We start from the raw sequence: 15,948 nt of genomic DNA on the forward strand, positions 1-15,948 counted from the left end.
GATTGCGGTAATCTCGTCGCTCGGCCGTAAGCCATTACGGGCCTATAGCTCAGGCGGTTAGAGCGCTTCGCTGATAACGAAGAGGTCGGAGGTTCGAGTCCTCCTAGGCCCACGACCATGAACCCGTTGAGACGTCGCGTCAAGATTGCATTGCCGCTGGCAGCGATCGCTGCGGTGGCGCTGGTAGTGCGATCGCGGCGCGACGTCGAAGTTTGGCACATGGCCGAAGACGCACCCTCGGATCCCATCGTGAATCACCCAGAGGGGCCTTAGCTCAGTTGGTAGAGCACCGCCTTTGCAAGGCGGGTGTCAGGGGTTCGATTCCCCTAGGCTCCACAACTCCGAAATTTTCGGTGCGCGGCTCGCGCTAACCCGGTGTCCCGTCTATGCCCGGTGCACCGGCCGTCCCGCCGATGCCAGCGATCCCGTTAATGGCAGTCCCGGTACCGCTGGAGAAGCCCAGACCGAACTTGCCGCCCTTCCCACCGGCGCCGGACCCGCCTCCCGTGCCGGCTGTCCCGCCGCCGCCCGCAGAACCGTGTGCGCCGGATTGGCTGAAAAGACCTCCAGACCCGCCGACGCCGCCGACACCAGCCACGCCGCCGTCGCCCCCGTTGCCACCGGCTCCGCCGTTGCCGCCGTAGCCGCCGTTGCCCCCTGTGGCTGCGCCGGTGGCGCTTGGAGCATTGCCGTTGCCGCCGTTGCCGCCGTCACCACCCACACCACCAGCACCGCCGCCGCCCCCGGCTCCGCCGTTGCCGCCCAGACCGCCGGCACCACCGGTCCCGAACAGGTGCGAAGCGGAGCCGCCGGCGCCACCCGCTCCGCCAGCACCACCGCCCCCGCCGAACCCGCCGTCAGCGCCTAGGCCGCCGCGACCAGCAGCACCGCCGATCCCCTGGGCGTCTCCTTTGGCGGTGCCACCGAGACCGCCGTCGCCACCGGAACCGCCATTGCCCCCGGACCCGCCGGAGCCGCCATCGCCACCGGCCCCGCCTTGCCCGCCGTTGCCGGATAGCAAGCCGCCGGCGCCCCCGTGACCTCCGGTACCACCCATGCCGCCGCTTCCGCCCAACGCACCGGCCCCGCCGCCACCACCCGAACCGCCCTTACCCCCGATTGCAAAGGTGCCGTCGCCTTCCCCGGCATCTCCGCCGTTACCGCCGTTGCCCCCGGGGATCGCGCCACCGGCGCCGTTGCCGCCGGAACCGCCGGCGCCGTCGCTAGTTGGACTCGCGGCGCCGCCGTTGCCCACGCCGCCCTTCCCACCGTCCCCACCGAAGCCGCCGGAACCTCCGTCCCCGCCGTTGCCTCCCAGCCCAATACCGGTATGACCGGCTGTAAAGCCGCCCGTTCCACCGCTGCCGCCGGTGCCGCCCGTTCCGTCTGGACCGCCGTTACCGCCCGTAGCGCCGGCACCGGCCGCAGCCGTAACGTTGTCGACGCTCAGGATCTGGTTGTTGCCGTTTCCGCCGACCAGACCGTGGGGCCCTGCGGTTGGGTTGATGGCGTTCACCCCGGCCAGGCCGGTGCCACCTTTACCGCCTGCGCCGCCGTCGCCAACCAGCCCGACGGCATTGCCGCCGTTACCGCCAGCGCCGGGGTTGCCGCCGTTGACGCCCGCCATCGCGGCCCCGCCGATGCCGCCCCCGCCGCCGTTGCCGTTGAGCCATCCGCCCGCACCGCCATTGCCGCCGGCCGCGCCGGCTCCACCAACTCCGCCGAGGCCGCCATTGCCCCACAACCCGGCGGCGCCCCCCGCGCCACCGGCAACGCCAACGGCCGTACTGTCCCCACCCTTACCGCCGTTGCCGTAGAGGATGCCGCCGGCTCCGCCTTGCTGGCCCACTCCGGCGATGGTCTGCCCGTCTGCACCATTACCTATCAACGGGCGACCAAACAGTGTCTGGGTGGGCGCATTTATCGCGCCGAGTAGGTTCTGTTCCACGGTCTGCAGCGGCGAGGCGCTAGCGGCTTCAGCGCTGGCATACGAGCCGGCGCCGGCGACCAAGTTCTGCAGAAACCGCTCACCATAGGCCGCAGCCTTGGCGCTCAACGCCTGATATTCCTGGCCGTGCGCACCGAACAACGTCGCGATCCGCGCGGATACTTCGTCGGTGCCGGCGGCCAGCACGCCCGTGGTGGGCAACGCCGCAATTGTGTTGGCTGCCTTGATCATTGAATCGACAGCGGCGAAATCCGAAGCTGCCCCCAGCAGGGCCTGCGGGGTAACGCTGATAAATGACATTCCGCACCTCCGCAAGAGCTGTGCTCCACGGCTACCGTCCGGTCGCCGGTGGTGTCAGCAGGAACGCATCGTAAGCCTATCCTGGTGCGGAATCGTTGCGTTTGCGCAAACTTTGCCCGGCCGGCTCAAACCCGGTAGCAGTTCAGCACTTCGGCGTCCGCGGGCCACGCGGCCACAACGATTACGGACGCGGCTGCACCTCGACGCTCGGCGGCAGCGGCGATGGGTCCTTACGAACCGAGCGCCGCACGATGCTGAAGGCGATGGCGCCGCCGCCCACCACGGCAACGGCGGCTCCGGCGATCACCCACGGCCGTTTACTGCGGCGCTGCTTGCGCCGCGCATCCTGAATCACCTGCGGCAAGCTGGCCACCACTTCCTGCGCGGCGGCCAGCTCAGCGGCGATGGTGTCCTGGGCGGCCGCGATCTCGCGCGCCAACCGGCCTTCGCGGTAGCGGCGGCGCAGCTCGGATGCGGTGGAATGCGCGGACTGAACGCTGAGCCCGACCACGCCCCGGGTGACATCCACCGGTCCCACCGCCGAGTAGGTCAGGCCGCGGGTCAGTCGCTCCCGTGGGGTCAACCGGGTTTCCGCCTTAGCGCTCATCTGCCGCCTTTCGCTCTGGTCAATTACCTAGCACACCATAAAGACGCCCGCGTGCCTATGGTGCGAACGCCGCACCCGGTGTGGTCGCGTCCAGAGGTAATGGCAGACTGTGATCCCGTGACTAACAGCCCCATTCAGACCGCAACCGCCACGCTGCACACCAATCGCGGAGACATCAAGGTCGCCCTGTTCGGAAACCACGCGCCCAAGACCGTCGCCAACTTCGTGGGCCTGGCGCAGGGCACCAAGGAGTACTCGACCCAGAACGCGTCGGGCGGCCCCTCGGGTCCGTTCTACGACGGTGCGGTCTTTCACCGGGTGATCCGGGGCTTCATGATTCAGGGCGGCGACCCGACTGGCACCGGCCGCGGCGGCCCGGGCTACAAGTTCGCCGACGAGTTCCACCCCGAGTTGCAGTTCGACCGGCCCTACCTGCTCGCGATGGCCAACGCCGGCCCGGGCACCAACGGCTCGCAGTTCTTCATCACCGTCGGTCCGACCCCCCACCTGAACCGGCGCCACACCATCTTCGGTGAGGTCACCGACGCGGATTCGCAGCGCGTCGTCGAAAGCATTTCCTCTACCGCCACCGATGGCAATGACCGGCCGACTGAGCCGGTGGTCATCGAATCGATCACGATTTCCTAGGCAAGCTTCACCGCTTAGTACCCCCGGCATAGCCGGCGTCGGTGAGGGCATCGAGCACTTGCAACGGATCGGTACCCAGATCCCATCGGGACAGGATGAACAGTCCCCCGCCCACCGTTTCGATCTCGAGCAAGCGGACCGTGCGCCCATGGCGGCGGAACTCGGTGATCCGGATGATCTTGATTTGACGCCGTTGCAATAACTGCGTCCGCAGCCACCCGCCGATGGCCAAACCATTGGGCGTAATTGCCAGCTTCGGTCGGGCGCGCCACGATGCGCCGGCAAACAAGATCAGACCCAGTGCGGCAATTCCGGCCAGCACGCGCCCGGGCGGGTCTGTGACTAGAGTCACAGCGGCGATAGCCATCACAACACCGACGGCGCCGCAACCAGCGATTCCCGCCGCAGGGGGCGCCCACTCAGTTTGCTGCATGCGCTATCTAGACCCTCCCACCACTGCGGATACAACTATCCACAGACGCTATCAACAGTGGGGATAAATCACACGCGTGTGATTGGGTGGCCCAAAGGTTGCTGGCGCAGTAACAATCCGACCGCAAGATGAATTCATTACGCCCGCGTCAACCGTCAGTGCCACCGCATCGTGAGCAACAATCCGGTGATCATGAAAGCGAACGCGATCGCGTAGTTCCATGGGCCGAGTTCGGCCATCCAATGCAAGGCCGTCGGGGCATTGCTGCCGACCGCCGCCAGCTGAAACACCATCAGCCAGACGAGCCCGATCAGCATCAGACCGATGAACAGGGCGACGAACCACACACTCGAGGGTCCGGCCTTGACTTTCACCGGCGTGCGGCTGACCGCGCCGACGGTGAAATCATTCTTCTTACGGACCTTGGACTTGGGCATCTGCTACCTCTGGTTACGGTTGCTGCTGGCGGTATAGCTTGGCTACGAGACTAACCCAACCGGCCCGCCTACCAGGAAACGGAGACACCGTGCGCAACCCGGCAAACGACAAGCGCCGCTCGCCGTGGCGCTTCGGCGTCCCCCTGGTGTGCGTGCTGGCCGGGCTGCTGTTGGCCGCGACGCACGGGGTGTCCGGCGGCGCCGAAATCCGCCGCAGCGATGCACCGCGCCTGGTGGACCTGGTTCGTCAGGCGCAGTCGTCGGTCAGCCGGCTCAACGCCCAGCGCGAAGCACTGACCAAGAAGATCGACGCCACACACGGCCGGTCGTCTGACACCGAATTGGCGGCCATGTTGAGACGATCCGCCGAGCTGGCCGGCGAGGCGGATATGAACCCGGTGCACGGACCCGGCCTGGTAGTGCGCCTTGATGACGCACAACGCGACGCAAACGGCCGCTTCCCGCGCGACGCCTCCCCCGACGACCTGGTGGTACATCAGCAGGACATCGACGGCGTCATGAATGCGTTGTGGAGTGCGGGCGCCGAGGCGATTCAGATGCAGGATCAGCGCATCATCGCCACCTCGGTGGTGCGTTGCGTCGGCAACACGCTGTTGCTGAACGGCCGTACCTACAGCCCGCCGTACACGATTACCGCCATCGGCAACGCCGGCGCCATGCAAAGCGCACTCGCCGCGTCGCCACTGGTCACGCTCTACAAGCAGTACGTGGTCCGCTTCGGGCTGGGCTATCGCGAAGAGGTCAAGTCCGACGTACAGATCGCCGGCCACTCCGGGCCCGTCCAGCTGCACTTCGCCAAGCCTGCAGGGCCCATCGGATACTGAGGGCGCTAATCCGTGACGGTACCCTGTCACGATGCGGATCCTCGTCGTCGACAACTACGACAGTTTCGTGTTCAACCTGGTGCAATACCTTGGCCAGCTGGGCGTCGAGGCCGACGTGTGGCGCAACGACGACAACCGGCTCGCCGATGAGGCCGCCGTCGCCACCCAGTTCGACGGCGTTCTGCTCAGCCCGGGTCCGGGCACGCCGGAGCGTGCGGGCGCATCGATCAACCTGGTCCGCGCCTGCGCGACGGCGCGCACGCCACTGCTCGGGGTCTGCCTGGGACATCAGGCAATCGGGGTGGCCTTCGGCGCCACCGTGGACCGCGCGCCGGAGTTGCTGCACGGCAAGACCAGCAGCGTCCATCACACGAATGTCGGTGTGTTGCACGGACTTCCGGATCCATTCACGGCAACCCGGTACCATTCGCTGACGATCCTGCCGGAGTCGTTACCGGCCGAACTCGAGGTCACCGCCCACACCCGCAGCGGTGTGATCATGGCCGTGCAGCACACCACACTGCCTATCCACGGTGTCCAGTTCCATCCCGAATCCATCCTCACCGAGGGTGGACATCGGATGCTGGCGAACTGGCTCGCGTACTGCGGATGGGCGCGCGACGACACGCTGGTGCGCCGGCTGGAAAACGAAGTCCTCACGGCGGTTCGGCCACACATTCCGGCCCCGACGGGCCCGGCCGGGGCTACTGACCGAACTTCAGCGTGATGATGCCGTCGCGGTTCACTCCGGAACCGGCCGGCGGGTTCTGGTAGACGATCCTGTTGTGCTGGGAGCCGCCGGCGTCCACGTCCGCGCCTTTGTCCAGCACCCCGGTCCAGCCCAGCGCGCGTAACCGCGGCTCGGCATCGGTCCAGAACATGCCGGACAGATCGGGCATCACGAACTGGTTGCCCTTGGAAACCTGCAGTTCGATCACCGAATCGACCGGAACCATGGTGCCGGCCGGCGGGTTGGTGCCGATCACGTCGCCGGCCGGTTTGGGGCTATCCACCGACGCCTGGCTGAACTTGGTGAAGCCGTAGACGTTGAGATTGTTCTGCGCCATTTCGACGGTCTGGCCCGCGACATCGGGGATCTGCTTGGTCTCCGGTCCAGAGCCGACGATGATCGTGATGACGTTGGTGATCGCCGAGGTCTGATTGGCCGGTGGGTTGGTGCCGATCACCTTGCCCGCCAATTCCGGGGTCGACGGCGAATTGGCCTGCTTGAATTTGCCGAATCCCGCCGCGGTGAGCTTCTTGACAGCCTCGGCGTAGGTCAGTGACGAGACGTCGGGCAGCTCGCGCTGCTCGGGCCCGGTGGAGACGTTGATCGTGATCTCGTCGCCCGCGCCCACCGACGAGTTGGCGCCCGGGTCGGTGCCGATGACGTGGTCAGGCGGAATGGTCGAGTCCGGCTTCTGCAACGTCCGGGTCTTGAAGCCCTTGTTCTGCAGGGCGGCGATCGCGTCGGCCGACGCCTGCCCGCGCACGTCGGGCACCTGGATGTTGCGGGTGTTGCCGCCGAAGGTGTTGATGGCGATGAAGACGGCGACGGTCAGGACCGCCAAAATCGCGACCACGGCGACCCACCGGCCCACCGAACCGACGTTGCGATCGCGGCTACCGTCGTCATACGGCTGCCGGGGCAGCGGATCGGTGCGCGGGCCACTGAGGCTTCCGCCCGACGAAGACAACATCGAGCGCCGCTCGGCGCCAGTGAGCACCTTGGGCGCCTCGGGCGGCTCGCCGCTGTGCACCCGAATCAGGTCGGCGCGCATCTCCGCGGCAGTCTGGTAACGGTTCTCCGGGTTTTTGGCCAGCGCCTTGAGCACGACGGCGTCCAGATCGGCCGAGATGCCCTCGTGGCGTTCCGACGGCGGGATCGGGTCTTCCCGTACGTGCTGGTAGGCCACCGATACCGGCGAATCACCGGTGAATGGCGGCTCGCCGGTCAGAACCTCGTAGAGCACGCAGCCCAGCGAATAGACATCCGAGCGTGCGTCGACTGGGTCGCCGCGGGCCTGCTCCGGGGACAGATACTGGGCCGTCCCGATCACTGCCGCGGTTTGGGTGACGCTGTTGCCGCTGTCAGCGATCGCGCGTGCAATGCCGAAGTCCATCACCTTGACCGCGTTGGTGGTGCTGATCATGATGTTGGCCGGCTTGACGTCGCGGTGGATGATGCCGTTCTGGTGGCTGAAGTTCAGCGCCTGACAGGCGTCGGCGATTACCTCGATCGCGCGTTTTGGGGGCATCGGGCCCTCGGTGTGCACGATGTCGCGCAAGGTGACGCCGTTGACGTATTCCATGACGATGTAGGGCAATGGCCCGGCGGGCGTCTCGGCTTCACCGGTGTCGTAAACCGCCACGATCGCGGGGTGGTTCAAGGCCGCGGCGTTTTGTGCCTCACGCCGGAAGCGCAGATAGAAGCTCGGATCGCGGGCCAAGTCGGCACGCAGCACTTTGACCGCGACGTCGCGATGCAGTCGCTGGTCGCGGGCGAGGTGAACTTCGGACATGCCCCCGAAACCGAGGATGTCGCCCAGCTCATAGCGGTCGGACAGGTGCCGAGGGGTGGTCATCGCGTTATCTCGTATCGGGCCAGCGACGCGGGATGCTGCAGTGTCAGTGGGGCGTCGGCCGGGCTCAGCTTCTGACGTCCAGGAATACCCGCTTCTTCGCCATCCGTCCAATTGAACGCCGGGCCCTGTCCCGACGGCGTCTTTGTCGCCGGAGGACCACCGGTATCGGTGACCGTCGGCGGCTGTTGTTGTTGCGGGTTGTCGGCGCCGGAATTGATGACGATCAGCACGGCGATGATGATCGCCAGCGCACCCAGCACCCCGGCCGCCCACAGCAGAGCGCGCTGCCCCGACGAAAAGGTGCGTCGCGCTGGCGGCGGCCGCCGGCCCGTCGTCGCCGGGCGCGACCGGCGTTGCGGTGGCGTCCGGCTGGGCGTCGCGGCGACCCGAGCCGGGGTGGCCGAGGGGATGGCGGCCGGGGCGGCCCGGCCGGCCGGTGGGCTCTGGCTGGGCCTGGGCGGCCGGCGTCCGGCCCGCACCGCGGCTACCGCGTCGGCGAACGGTCCACCACTGCGATACCGCTGAGCGGGATTCTTGACCAGCGTGATCTCGATGAGCTCGCGCACGTTAGGTGGCAGGTCCGGCGGCAGCGGCGGCGGGGGCTCCTTGATGTGCTTCATCGCAACCGTCAAAGCACCGTCGCCGGTGAACGGCCGCTTGCCCGAAACCACTTCGTACCCAACGACTCCCAGCGAGTAGACGTCGCTGGCCGGGCTCGCGTCCTGGCCCAGCGCCTGCTCGGGTGCGATGTATTGCGCGGTGCCCATCACCATGCCGGTCTGGGTTACCGGTGCGGCGTCGACGGCCTTGGCGATCCCGAAGTCGGTGATCTTGACCTGGCCGGTGGGGGTGATCAGGATGTTGCCGGGTTTGACGTCGCGGTGCACCAGGCCGGCGGCGTGCGCAACTTGCAGCGCGCGGCCCGTCTGCTCGAGCATGTCCAGCGCGTGCCGCAATGACAGCCGGCCGGTGCGTTTGAGGACTGAGTTCAGCGGTTCACCGTTAACCAGCTCCATCACCAGGTAAGCGGTGCGGCCCTCGCCGTCCATCTGGCTTTCGCCGTAGTCGTGCACGCTGGCGATACCCGGGTGGTTGAGCATCGCGGTGGTACGCGCCTCCGCGCGGAATCGTTCGATGAACTCGGGGTCCGAGGAGAACTCGTTCTTGAGCACCTTGACGGCAACCCGCCGGCCCAGCCGGCTGTCCACAGCTTCCCAGACCTGGCCCATGCCGCCGGTGGCGATGAGCCGCTGCAGGCGGTACCTGCCCGACAGCGTCACTCCAACTCTCGGACTCATGCACCCCCCTGCAGTGCGGCTTCGATGACGGCCCGCCCGATCGGCGCGGCGAGCGCACCCCCGGTCGCGGAGAGGCGATCGCCCCCGTTCTCCACCAGCACCGCGACGGCAACCTTCGGGGCCTGCGCGGGCGCGAAGGCGATGTACCACGCATGCGGTGGGGTATGGCGGGGGTCGGTGCCGTGCTCTGCGGTACCAGTCTTGGATGCGATCTGCACGCCGGGGATGGCCCCTTTCTGCTGTGCGACTTTCTCGGCGCCGACCATCAGCTCTGTTAGCTTAGCGGCGACCTGCGGCGACACCGCGCGGCGCTGCTGATATGGAGCGGTGGTGCTGATGTTGGCCAAATCCGGTCCCTTGAGGCTATCGATCAGGTAAGGCCGCATCGCAATCCCGCCGTTGGCGATGGTCGCGGCTATCTCCGCGTTTTGCAGCGGAGTCAATGCGACGTCCTTCTGTCCGATACTGGACATACCCAATGCGGCGGCGTCCGGGATGCGTCCGACTGTCGATTCGGCGACCTGCAGCGGGATGGGGCTGGGTGAGGTGTCCATACCGAATGCCTGCGCCATGCTGCGCAGCGCGTCGGCTCCGGTGAGGATGCCGAGCTGGACGAACGCCGTATTGCACGATTTGGCGAAGGCTTCGCTCAGCGACACGGTCGGATTGGCCCCGCACGGCTTGCCGCCATAGTTTTCCAGCATGGCGGTGCTGTTGGGCAGCGGAATTGTTGCTGCCGCGGTCAGCTGCTCGGTGTCGTTGGCACCGGCCGCCAGGGCGGCCGCGGTGGTGATCACCTTGAAAGTGGAGCCGGGTGGGTAGGTCTCGGAGATGGCGCGGTTGATCAGCGGGTTGTCCGGGTTGTCGCGCAGTGCCTGCCAGGCTTGTGCCTGCACGTCAGGATTGTGGGACGCCAGCAGGTTGGGATCGTAGGACGGCGAGGACACCATCGCCAGGATCTTGCCGGTGGACGGCTCTAGCGCGACCACCGCGCCCTTGCAGGGCGGACCGCCGCAGCCCTGCTGCATCGCGTCCCAGCCGGCCTGCTGGATGCGGGGGACGATCGTGGTGTCGACATTGCCACCGCGTGGGTCGCGACCGGTGAAGAAGTCAGCCAGCCGGCGGCCGAACAGACGCTCATCGGACCCGTTCAGCACCGGATCCTCGGCCCGTTCCAGCCCAGCGCTGGAATAGCGCAGCGAATAGAAGCCTGTCACCGGGGCATACACCGCGGGGTTGGGATAAACCCGCAGAAAACGGTAATGACTGTCGGTGGCCATCGAATAGGCCAGCAGCTGACCGCCGGCGGTGATCTGCCCGCGCTGACGGGAGTACTCGTCGAGCAGGACCCGCTGATTGCGGGGGTCCGCACGTAGCCCGTCAGCCGTGAAGACCTGCGTATAAGTGGCGTTGAGCAGCAGCAACACGATCAACGCCATCACGGTCACCGAGATCCGGCGCAGCGAGGCGTTCATACCTTCTGGATCACCTCGGTGCCGGCCGCCGCGATCGGCGACGTATTTCGTGGTCGGGTGCGCAATGGGCGCCGGGCACTGTCGGAGATGCGGGCCAGGATGGCCAGCAGCACATAGTTGGCCAGCAGCGACGATCCGCCGTAGGACATCCAGGGTGTGGTCAGCCCGGTCAGCGGGATCAGCTGGGTGACGCCGCCGACCACGATGAACAGCTGAATGGCCAGCGTCGATGCCAGGCCGGCGGCCAGCAGCTTGCCGAAGCTGTCACGGCTCGCGATCGCGGTGCGCATCCCCCGCACGATGACGATCGTGTAGAGCATGAGAATTGCTGCCAGCCCCACCAATCCGAGTTCCTCGCCGAATGCGGCGATGATGAAATCCGTCGATGCCGCCGGCACGGTATCGGGCTGGCCGTTGCCCAGCCCGGTGCCGAAGATGCCGCCGGTGGCGAAGCTGAACAGCGATTGCACGCTTTGATAGCCGGCGCCGTCCGGGTCAGCGAACGGATCCAGCCAGGTCTGCACCCGCACCCGGACATGGGCGAATAGGTAGTACGCCACCACACTTCCCGCAGCGAACAACACCAAGCCGATGAGGACCCAGCTGAATCGCTGCGTGGCCAGGTAAACCACCACCAGAAACGATGCGTACAGCAATAGCGACGTACCGAGGTCCTTCTCGAAGACCATCACGCCCACCGAGATCACCCAGGCCGCCAGGACCGGCGCGAGGTCGCGGGGGCGGGGCAGCGTCATGCCCATCAGGTGCTTGCCGACGCTGGTGAACAGGCCGCGCTTGGTCACCAGCACGGCTGAGAAGAAGATCAGCAGCAGAATCTTGGAGAACTCGGCGGGCTGAATTGAGAAGCCGGGCAAGCGAATCCAGATCTTGGCGCCGTTCTGTTCGGACAGCGACCGCGGCAACAGCGCGGGGATGGCGAGGAACACCAGGCCGGTCAGGCCGCAGATGTAGCCGTACCGGGCGAGCTGGCGGTGGTCCTTGAGGAACGTCACCACCAGCGCGAAAGCGGCGACGCCGACCAGCGTCCACAACATCTGCTGGTTCGCGCTGGGATGACCGTGCCGGCCTACCTCGGTGTCGACCAGGTCGAGCCGGTGGATCATCACCAGGCCGAGCCCGTTGAGCAGGGCCACCACCGGCAGCAGCAGCGGATCGGTGTACGGAGCAAAACGTCTGATAGCCAGGTGCGCGAATCCGAACAGCGTCAAGAAGGCCAACCCGTAGCTGAACAGGTCCCAGTGCAAGCCGCGCTCCTGGTTGGCCTCAACGATCAGCAGCGCCGCAATGGTGATCACCGCCGCGAAGCACAACAGCAGCAACTCTGCGTTGCGCCGCGTCGGCAGCGGAGGTGTCACCGTTACCGGTGGCTGCAGCTGCGTGGTCATGCCGCCGCCCGGCAATCAATGCCCGGCTGCGGTGGGGGTGGGGGAAGCGCGGTGACTGTCGACGAACTAGTGGTGGGCGACGTCGTGGGTGACGTAGGCGAGGCCGGGGAGGTGGTGCTGGGGCTCGGGCCCGAAGCGGTTGGGGTTCCGCTGGAAGAGGGGGTTGGAGTAGTGGTGGACGCTGGCGAAGAGGACGGGCTGGGAGTCTGCGGGCCGGTGGTCGCCGGGGCGGTTGTTTCGGGCGGCGACGTGGCCCGCGGCGCCGGACAGGGCGGCAATAGAGAGTTGGCGGCCAATTCCCGCAACTGCCCAATGGCGTCATCCAGGGTGCCGGTCGGAAGCCCGGCCTGAACCTGTGCGCGTTCCGGCGGACGCAGATCCTCCAGCTTCATCAGGTGGCAGTCCAGGTGGCCTCCGGATTGGCCGTAGCTGACCTGCGACAGCTCGTTGCGTGCGTTGAGGCAGCCCAGCAGGTAGGGCTCGTGCAGCGACATGCCTAAGAGCGAACCCTGAATGCCGCGCATGATTGCGACCGTGCCGTTGTATTCGGCGACGTAGTAGTTGTTGCGGATGACCGTGCGCCCGATGAATAGTCCGGCGACCACGACGAGCACCACCAGGGCAACCACCAGCCCGATTCGCCGCCGCGACCACCGGGGCCGGCTGAACGTCTCGATCTGTGGCGGGACGCGTTTGGCGACTTCTTTGCGGGGGCTGATGGCCGAGGCCCGACCCGCAGCGGTGTTGGGCAGCGTCAGTTGGTCGTCGTCACCGGAGACCGCGCCGGCCAGGATCGGTTGCGTCTGGCCGTACTCGTAGTCGACGACGTCGGCGACCACCACGGTGACGTTGTCCGGGCCGCCACCGCGCAGCGCCAATTCGATCAGACGGTAAGCGCTTTCGGCCACGTCCGGAATCTGTAGCGCCTCGGCGATGGTCTCGTCGCTCACCGGGTCGGACAGCCCGTCGGAACACAACAGGTAGCGATCGCCGGCGCGCGCTTCGCGCATGGTCAGCGTGGGTTCGACTTCGTGGCCGGTCAGCGCCCGCATGATCAACGACCGCTGCGGATGGCTGTGCGCTTCTTCGGCGGTGATTCTGCCCTCGTCGACCAGGGTTTGGACGAAGGTGTCGTCCTTGGTGATCTGGGTGAGCTCGCCGTCGCGCATCAGGTAGCCGCGCGAGTCCCCGATGTGTACGAGGCCAAGCCGGTTGCCCGCGAACAGGATCGCGGTGAGCGTGGTCCCCATGCCCTCGAGATCGGGTTCCATCTCGACCTGAGCGGCGATGGCCGAATTGCCGGCGCGGACGGCGGCGTCGAGCTTGGCCAGCAGATCTCCGCCGGGCTCGTCGTCATCGAGATGGGCCAGGGCCGCGATCACCAACTGGGAGGCCACCTCGCCGGCGGCGTGACCGCCCATCCCGTCGGCGAGGGCCAACAGGCGCGCGCCGGCATAGACAGAGTCTTCGTTGTTCGCACGTACCAAGCCGCGGTCGCTGCGGGCGGCGTAGCGCAAAACTAGGGTCACGGGCGCCGCTCTCCCCCGCTAGCGGGGGATGCCCCCACCGCATCGCTGCGTCCCCCGCAAGCGGGTGGTACACCCACCGCATCGTCGCCAGCGCGGGTCACGGGCGCAACTCGATTGCTGTCTTGCCGATTCGAACCGGCGTGCCTATCGGAACTCGTACCGCAGTCGTCACCTTCGCCCTGTCAAGGTAAGTGCCGTTGGTCGATCCTAAGTCCTCGACGTACCATTCCGAGCCGCGCTGAGACAGCCTGGCGTGCCGCGTCGAGGCGTAATCGTCGGTCAATACCAACGTCGAGTCGTCAGCGCGTCCAATCAACACCGGCTGCCCGCTTAGCGTGATGCGGGCGCCGGTGAGCGCCCCTTCGGTTACCACCAGATAGCGCGCCACGTCGCGGCTCCGGCGCGACGGCAATAGCGTGCCGCGCAGAGCCAGCCCGCGGCGCACCATGACGGCCCCGGTCGGTGCGTAGATATCGGTACGCAAAATCCGTAGCACCGACCAGATGAAGATCCACAACAGCATTAGAAATCCGGCGCGCGTCAGCTGCAGTACCAACCCCTGCATCTGGCGTCCTTTCCGTCCTGGCGCTGTCCACCCCGCGCCCGTCACGAGCGAGCACATCAGCAAAGTCACGATACTTTGATGGTGATCGACGTGGCGTCAAGCCCGGCAGCTTTGAGCCCAGCGGGTTCAGTGAATCCGGACGATGATCTCGGAATGGCCCAAGCGGATCACATCGCCATCAGCCAATTGCCACTCCTGCACCGGCGCGTTATTGACCGTGGTGCCGTTGGTGGAATTCAAGTCCGATAGCAGCGCGACCTGCCCATCCCAGCGGATTTCGAGGTGACGGCGTGAGACGCCGGTGTCGGGCAACCGGAACTGCGCGTCCTGCCCGCGCCCGACGATGTTGGAGCCGTCGCGCAACTGATAGGTGCGACCGCTGCCGTCGTCGAGCTGGAGGGTGACCGAAAGTGCCGAGGACCCGTAGCCGCCCTGCCCGTAGCCGCCGTAGCCACCGCCCTGGCCGTACTCGGGCGCCGGCGGCTGACCGTAATCGGGTGCGGCCGACTGACCGTAGTCGTAGTCACTGCGGGCCGGCTCCGCATATCCGCCCTGCGGAGCGTATCCGCCGGGCGCCGCGGTTTCGGCGTATTGGGTGTAGTCGCCGCCCTGGCCGTAGTCCTGGCGACCGTATCCCCCGCCACCCTGCTGGTAGCCCTGGTCGTACCCGCCGCCCTGATCCGGGTAGGACGGCTGCGGCTCCGGAGCTGCCGGGGGCGCCGCATAGCTCTGTTCCTGGCGCGCCGGCTCGCGGCCGTAGTCGCCGTAACCGCCGCCGTAGCCGGGCTGGCCACCGCCTTGCGGGGCGCCCTGTGGAGATCCTTGTGGCGAGCCTTGGGGAGAGCCTTGGGGAGAGCCGTAGCCACCGCCTTGGCGGTAGCCCTGGTCATAACCCTGGTCGTAGCCTTGTCCGCCATACCCGGGCGGCGGCCCCGCGGGCGGTCGTTGTTCATACGACGGCTGGTAGCCACCCTGCTGGCCTGGGTCTTGGTAGCCGCGCTGGTCGGAGTAGCCACCTTGATCGGGGTAGCCGCCCCGTTGATCCTGGTAGCCGCCGTGTCCCGGGTCTTGGTAGCCGCGCTGGTCGGAGTAGCCGCCCTGGTCGGGGTAGCCGCCGCGCTGGTCGGAGTAGCCGCCTTGATCGGGGTAGCCGCCGCGCTGGTCTTGGTAGCCGCCCTGGTCGGGGTAGCCGCCCTGGTCCTGGTGTGGCGGTGGCGGCGGGTAACCCTGCTGCGGCGGGTAGCCGCCCTCCGGGGGGTACCCCGGTGCGCCTTGCGGGCCCGGGCCACCGCGCGGGTCCTCCTGGGGACGCGCGTAGCGCTCGTCGTAGTACTCGTCGGGTCGCCCCTGCCCCTGACCGCGGTAGCTCGGATTGTCAGTCATCGGTCGTACTCCTGGTTCTGCGCCATACGCATGATTTGATTGTGGCCGGGCGAAATCGGTGACTGTCGGGCGGGGCTCGACGTCGGGGTTAACCGCCCCGCGGGCGCGGAGCTGGCCAGTGTGTAGGTTCGGTGACTGCTCGAATCGGACGACCACCTCACCATACGTTTGCCACCCCTGTTCTTGGATATAGTCCGCCAGGTATCGAGCAAAAGCGCTCGACGTGAGATCCGGGTCAGCGCCCAACTTCTCGAAGTCGTGCACACTGAGGGTAATGATGTATTCGTTGGGCGCCAAAAGGCGATTTCCCTGCAGCGAGCGCACGCCGTCGGCCGCTTCGCGGCGCAACAGTGCTTCAACCTCCTGCGGCACGATCGACCCGCCGAACATCCGGGCAAACGCATCTCCTACGGTCGCCTCGAGTTTGCGCTCGATGCGCTGAACAAGCCCTTTCTGGCTACCCATTTTTCAGCGCTCGCCCCACTCGTC

General features: G+C 67.0%; 14 protein-coding genes, 2 tRNA genes and 1 pseudogene. 5 read left to right on the forward strand and 12 right to left on the reverse strand.

The features are described from left to right. The first annotated feature begins 38 nt into the window (after positions 1–38). Positions 39–112: transfer RNA gene (locus AWC27_RS19660), tRNA-Ile, on the forward strand. A 151-nt stretch (positions 113–263) separates the two neighbouring features. Further along, a tRNA-Ala gene (locus tag AWC27_RS19665) sits at positions 264–336 on the forward strand. A 31-nt stretch (positions 337–367) separates the two neighbouring features. On the opposite strand, the gene AWC27_RS19670 is transcribed toward AWC27_RS19665, so the two are convergent. Both AWC27_RS19670 and cwsA read right to left on the reverse strand, forming a co-directional pair. Beyond that, positions 368–2,248, reverse strand: a complete 1,881-nt coding sequence (locus tag AWC27_RS19670) for a PE family protein (RefSeq protein ID WP_085672026.1) — start codon at positions 2,246–2,248, stop codon at positions 368–370. Between the two features lie 181 nt (positions 2,249–2,429). Then, on the reverse strand, positions 2,430–2,855 hold the full coding sequence (cwsA, locus tag AWC27_RS19675; protein ID WP_085672027.1) for a cell wall synthesis protein CwsA: 426 nt from the start codon (positions 2,853–2,855) through the stop codon (positions 2,430–2,432). A gap of 99 nt (positions 2,856–2,954) precedes the next feature. Here cwsA and AWC27_RS19680 point away from each other — a divergent pair, with 99 nt between their 5' ends. Continuing rightward, complete coding sequence (locus tag AWC27_RS19680; protein ID WP_085672028.1) at positions 2,955–3,503, forward strand: peptidylprolyl isomerase; 549 nt, start codon at positions 2,955–2,957, stop codon at positions 3,501–3,503. Positions 3,504–3,510: 7 nt separating this feature from the next. Here the strand turns inward: AWC27_RS19680 and AWC27_RS19685 are convergent, their stop codons facing one another. Together AWC27_RS19685 and crgA are read right to left on the reverse strand one after the other, a co-directional pair. Next, a complete protein-coding gene (locus AWC27_RS19685) occupies positions 3,511–3,936 on the reverse strand; it encodes a PH domain-containing protein (protein ID WP_085672029.1) in 426 nt (141 codons plus the stop codon). A gap of 155 nt (positions 3,937–4,091) precedes the next feature. Continuing rightward, entirely contained in the window at positions 4,092–4,373 is a 282-nt protein-coding gene (crgA, locus tag AWC27_RS19690) for a cell division protein CrgA (protein ID WP_085672030.1), read from the reverse strand. A gap of 89 nt (positions 4,374–4,462) precedes the next feature. On the opposite strand from crgA, the gene AWC27_RS19695 reads away from it, so the two are divergent. Both AWC27_RS19695 and AWC27_RS19700 read left to right on the forward strand, forming a co-directional pair. Next, entirely contained in the window at positions 4,463–5,218 is a 756-nt protein-coding gene (locus AWC27_RS19695; protein WP_085672031.1) for a DUF881 domain-containing protein, read from the forward strand. Positions 5,219–5,249: 31 nt separating this feature from the next. Further along, positions 5,250–5,945: an aminodeoxychorismate/anthranilate synthase component II gene (locus AWC27_RS19700; RefSeq protein ID WP_085672032.1), complete on the forward strand. Its 696-nt coding sequence runs from the start codon at positions 5,250–5,252 to the stop codon at positions 5,943–5,945. On the opposite strand, the gene pknB is transcribed toward AWC27_RS19700, so the two are convergent. The 8 genes and pseudogenes from pknB to AWC27_RS19735 form a co-directional block, all read right to left on the reverse strand. Beyond that, on the reverse strand, positions 5,923–7,803 hold the full coding sequence (gene pknB / locus AWC27_RS19705; protein WP_085672033.1) for a Stk1 family PASTA domain-containing Ser/Thr kinase: 1,881 nt from the start codon (positions 7,801–7,803) through the stop codon (positions 5,923–5,925). The two genes, AWC27_RS19700 and pknB, sit on opposite strands and share 23 nt — an antisense overlap. Then, on the reverse strand, positions 7,800–9,101 hold the full coding sequence (locus AWC27_RS19710) for a serine/threonine-protein kinase (RefSeq protein WP_085672034.1): 1,302 nt from the start codon (positions 9,099–9,101) through the stop codon (positions 7,800–7,802). Before AWC27_RS19710 ends, pknB begins: the two co-directional genes overlap by 4 nt. Continuing rightward, positions 9,098–10,576: a D,D-transpeptidase PbpA gene (gene pbpA / locus AWC27_RS19715; protein WP_085672035.1), complete on the reverse strand. Its 1,479-nt coding sequence runs from the start codon at positions 10,574–10,576 to the stop codon at positions 9,098–9,100. The genes AWC27_RS19710 and pbpA overlap by 4 nt, the downstream gene beginning before the upstream one ends. Next, positions 10,573–11,982: an FtsW/RodA/SpoVE family cell cycle protein gene (locus AWC27_RS19720; protein ID WP_085672036.1), complete on the reverse strand. Its 1,410-nt coding sequence runs from the start codon at positions 11,980–11,982 to the stop codon at positions 10,573–10,575. The genes pbpA and AWC27_RS19720 overlap by 4 nt, the downstream gene beginning before the upstream one ends. Continuing rightward, positions 11,979–13,511: a PP2C family protein-serine/threonine phosphatase gene (locus AWC27_RS19725; protein WP_085672037.1), complete on the reverse strand. Its 1,533-nt coding sequence runs from the start codon at positions 13,509–13,511 to the stop codon at positions 11,979–11,981. The genes AWC27_RS19720 and AWC27_RS19725 overlap by 4 nt, the downstream gene beginning before the upstream one ends. Position 13,512: 1 nt before the next feature. After that, positions 13,513–13,612 (reverse strand): annotated as a pseudogene (locus AWC27_RS33270) (hypothetical protein); the annotation flags it as partial. Beyond that, positions 13,609–14,076: an FHA domain-containing protein FhaB/FipA gene (locus tag AWC27_RS19730; protein ID WP_085672038.1), complete on the reverse strand. Its 468-nt coding sequence runs from the start codon at positions 14,074–14,076 to the stop codon at positions 13,609–13,611. The pseudogene AWC27_RS33270 and the gene AWC27_RS19730, both read right to left, overlap by 4 nt. Positions 14,077–14,202: 126 nt before the next feature. After that, on the reverse strand, positions 14,203–15,924 hold the full coding sequence (locus AWC27_RS19735) for an FHA domain-containing protein (protein WP_085672039.1): 1,722 nt from the start codon (positions 15,922–15,924) through the stop codon (positions 14,203–14,205). Between the last annotated feature and the right edge of the window lie 24 nt (positions 15,925–15,948).

Origin of the sequence: Mycobacterium szulgai (genome assembly GCF_002116635.1) — a bacterium.
Taxonomy (GTDB): Bacteria; Actinomycetota; Actinomycetes; order Mycobacteriales; family Mycobacteriaceae; genus Mycobacterium; species Mycobacterium szulgai.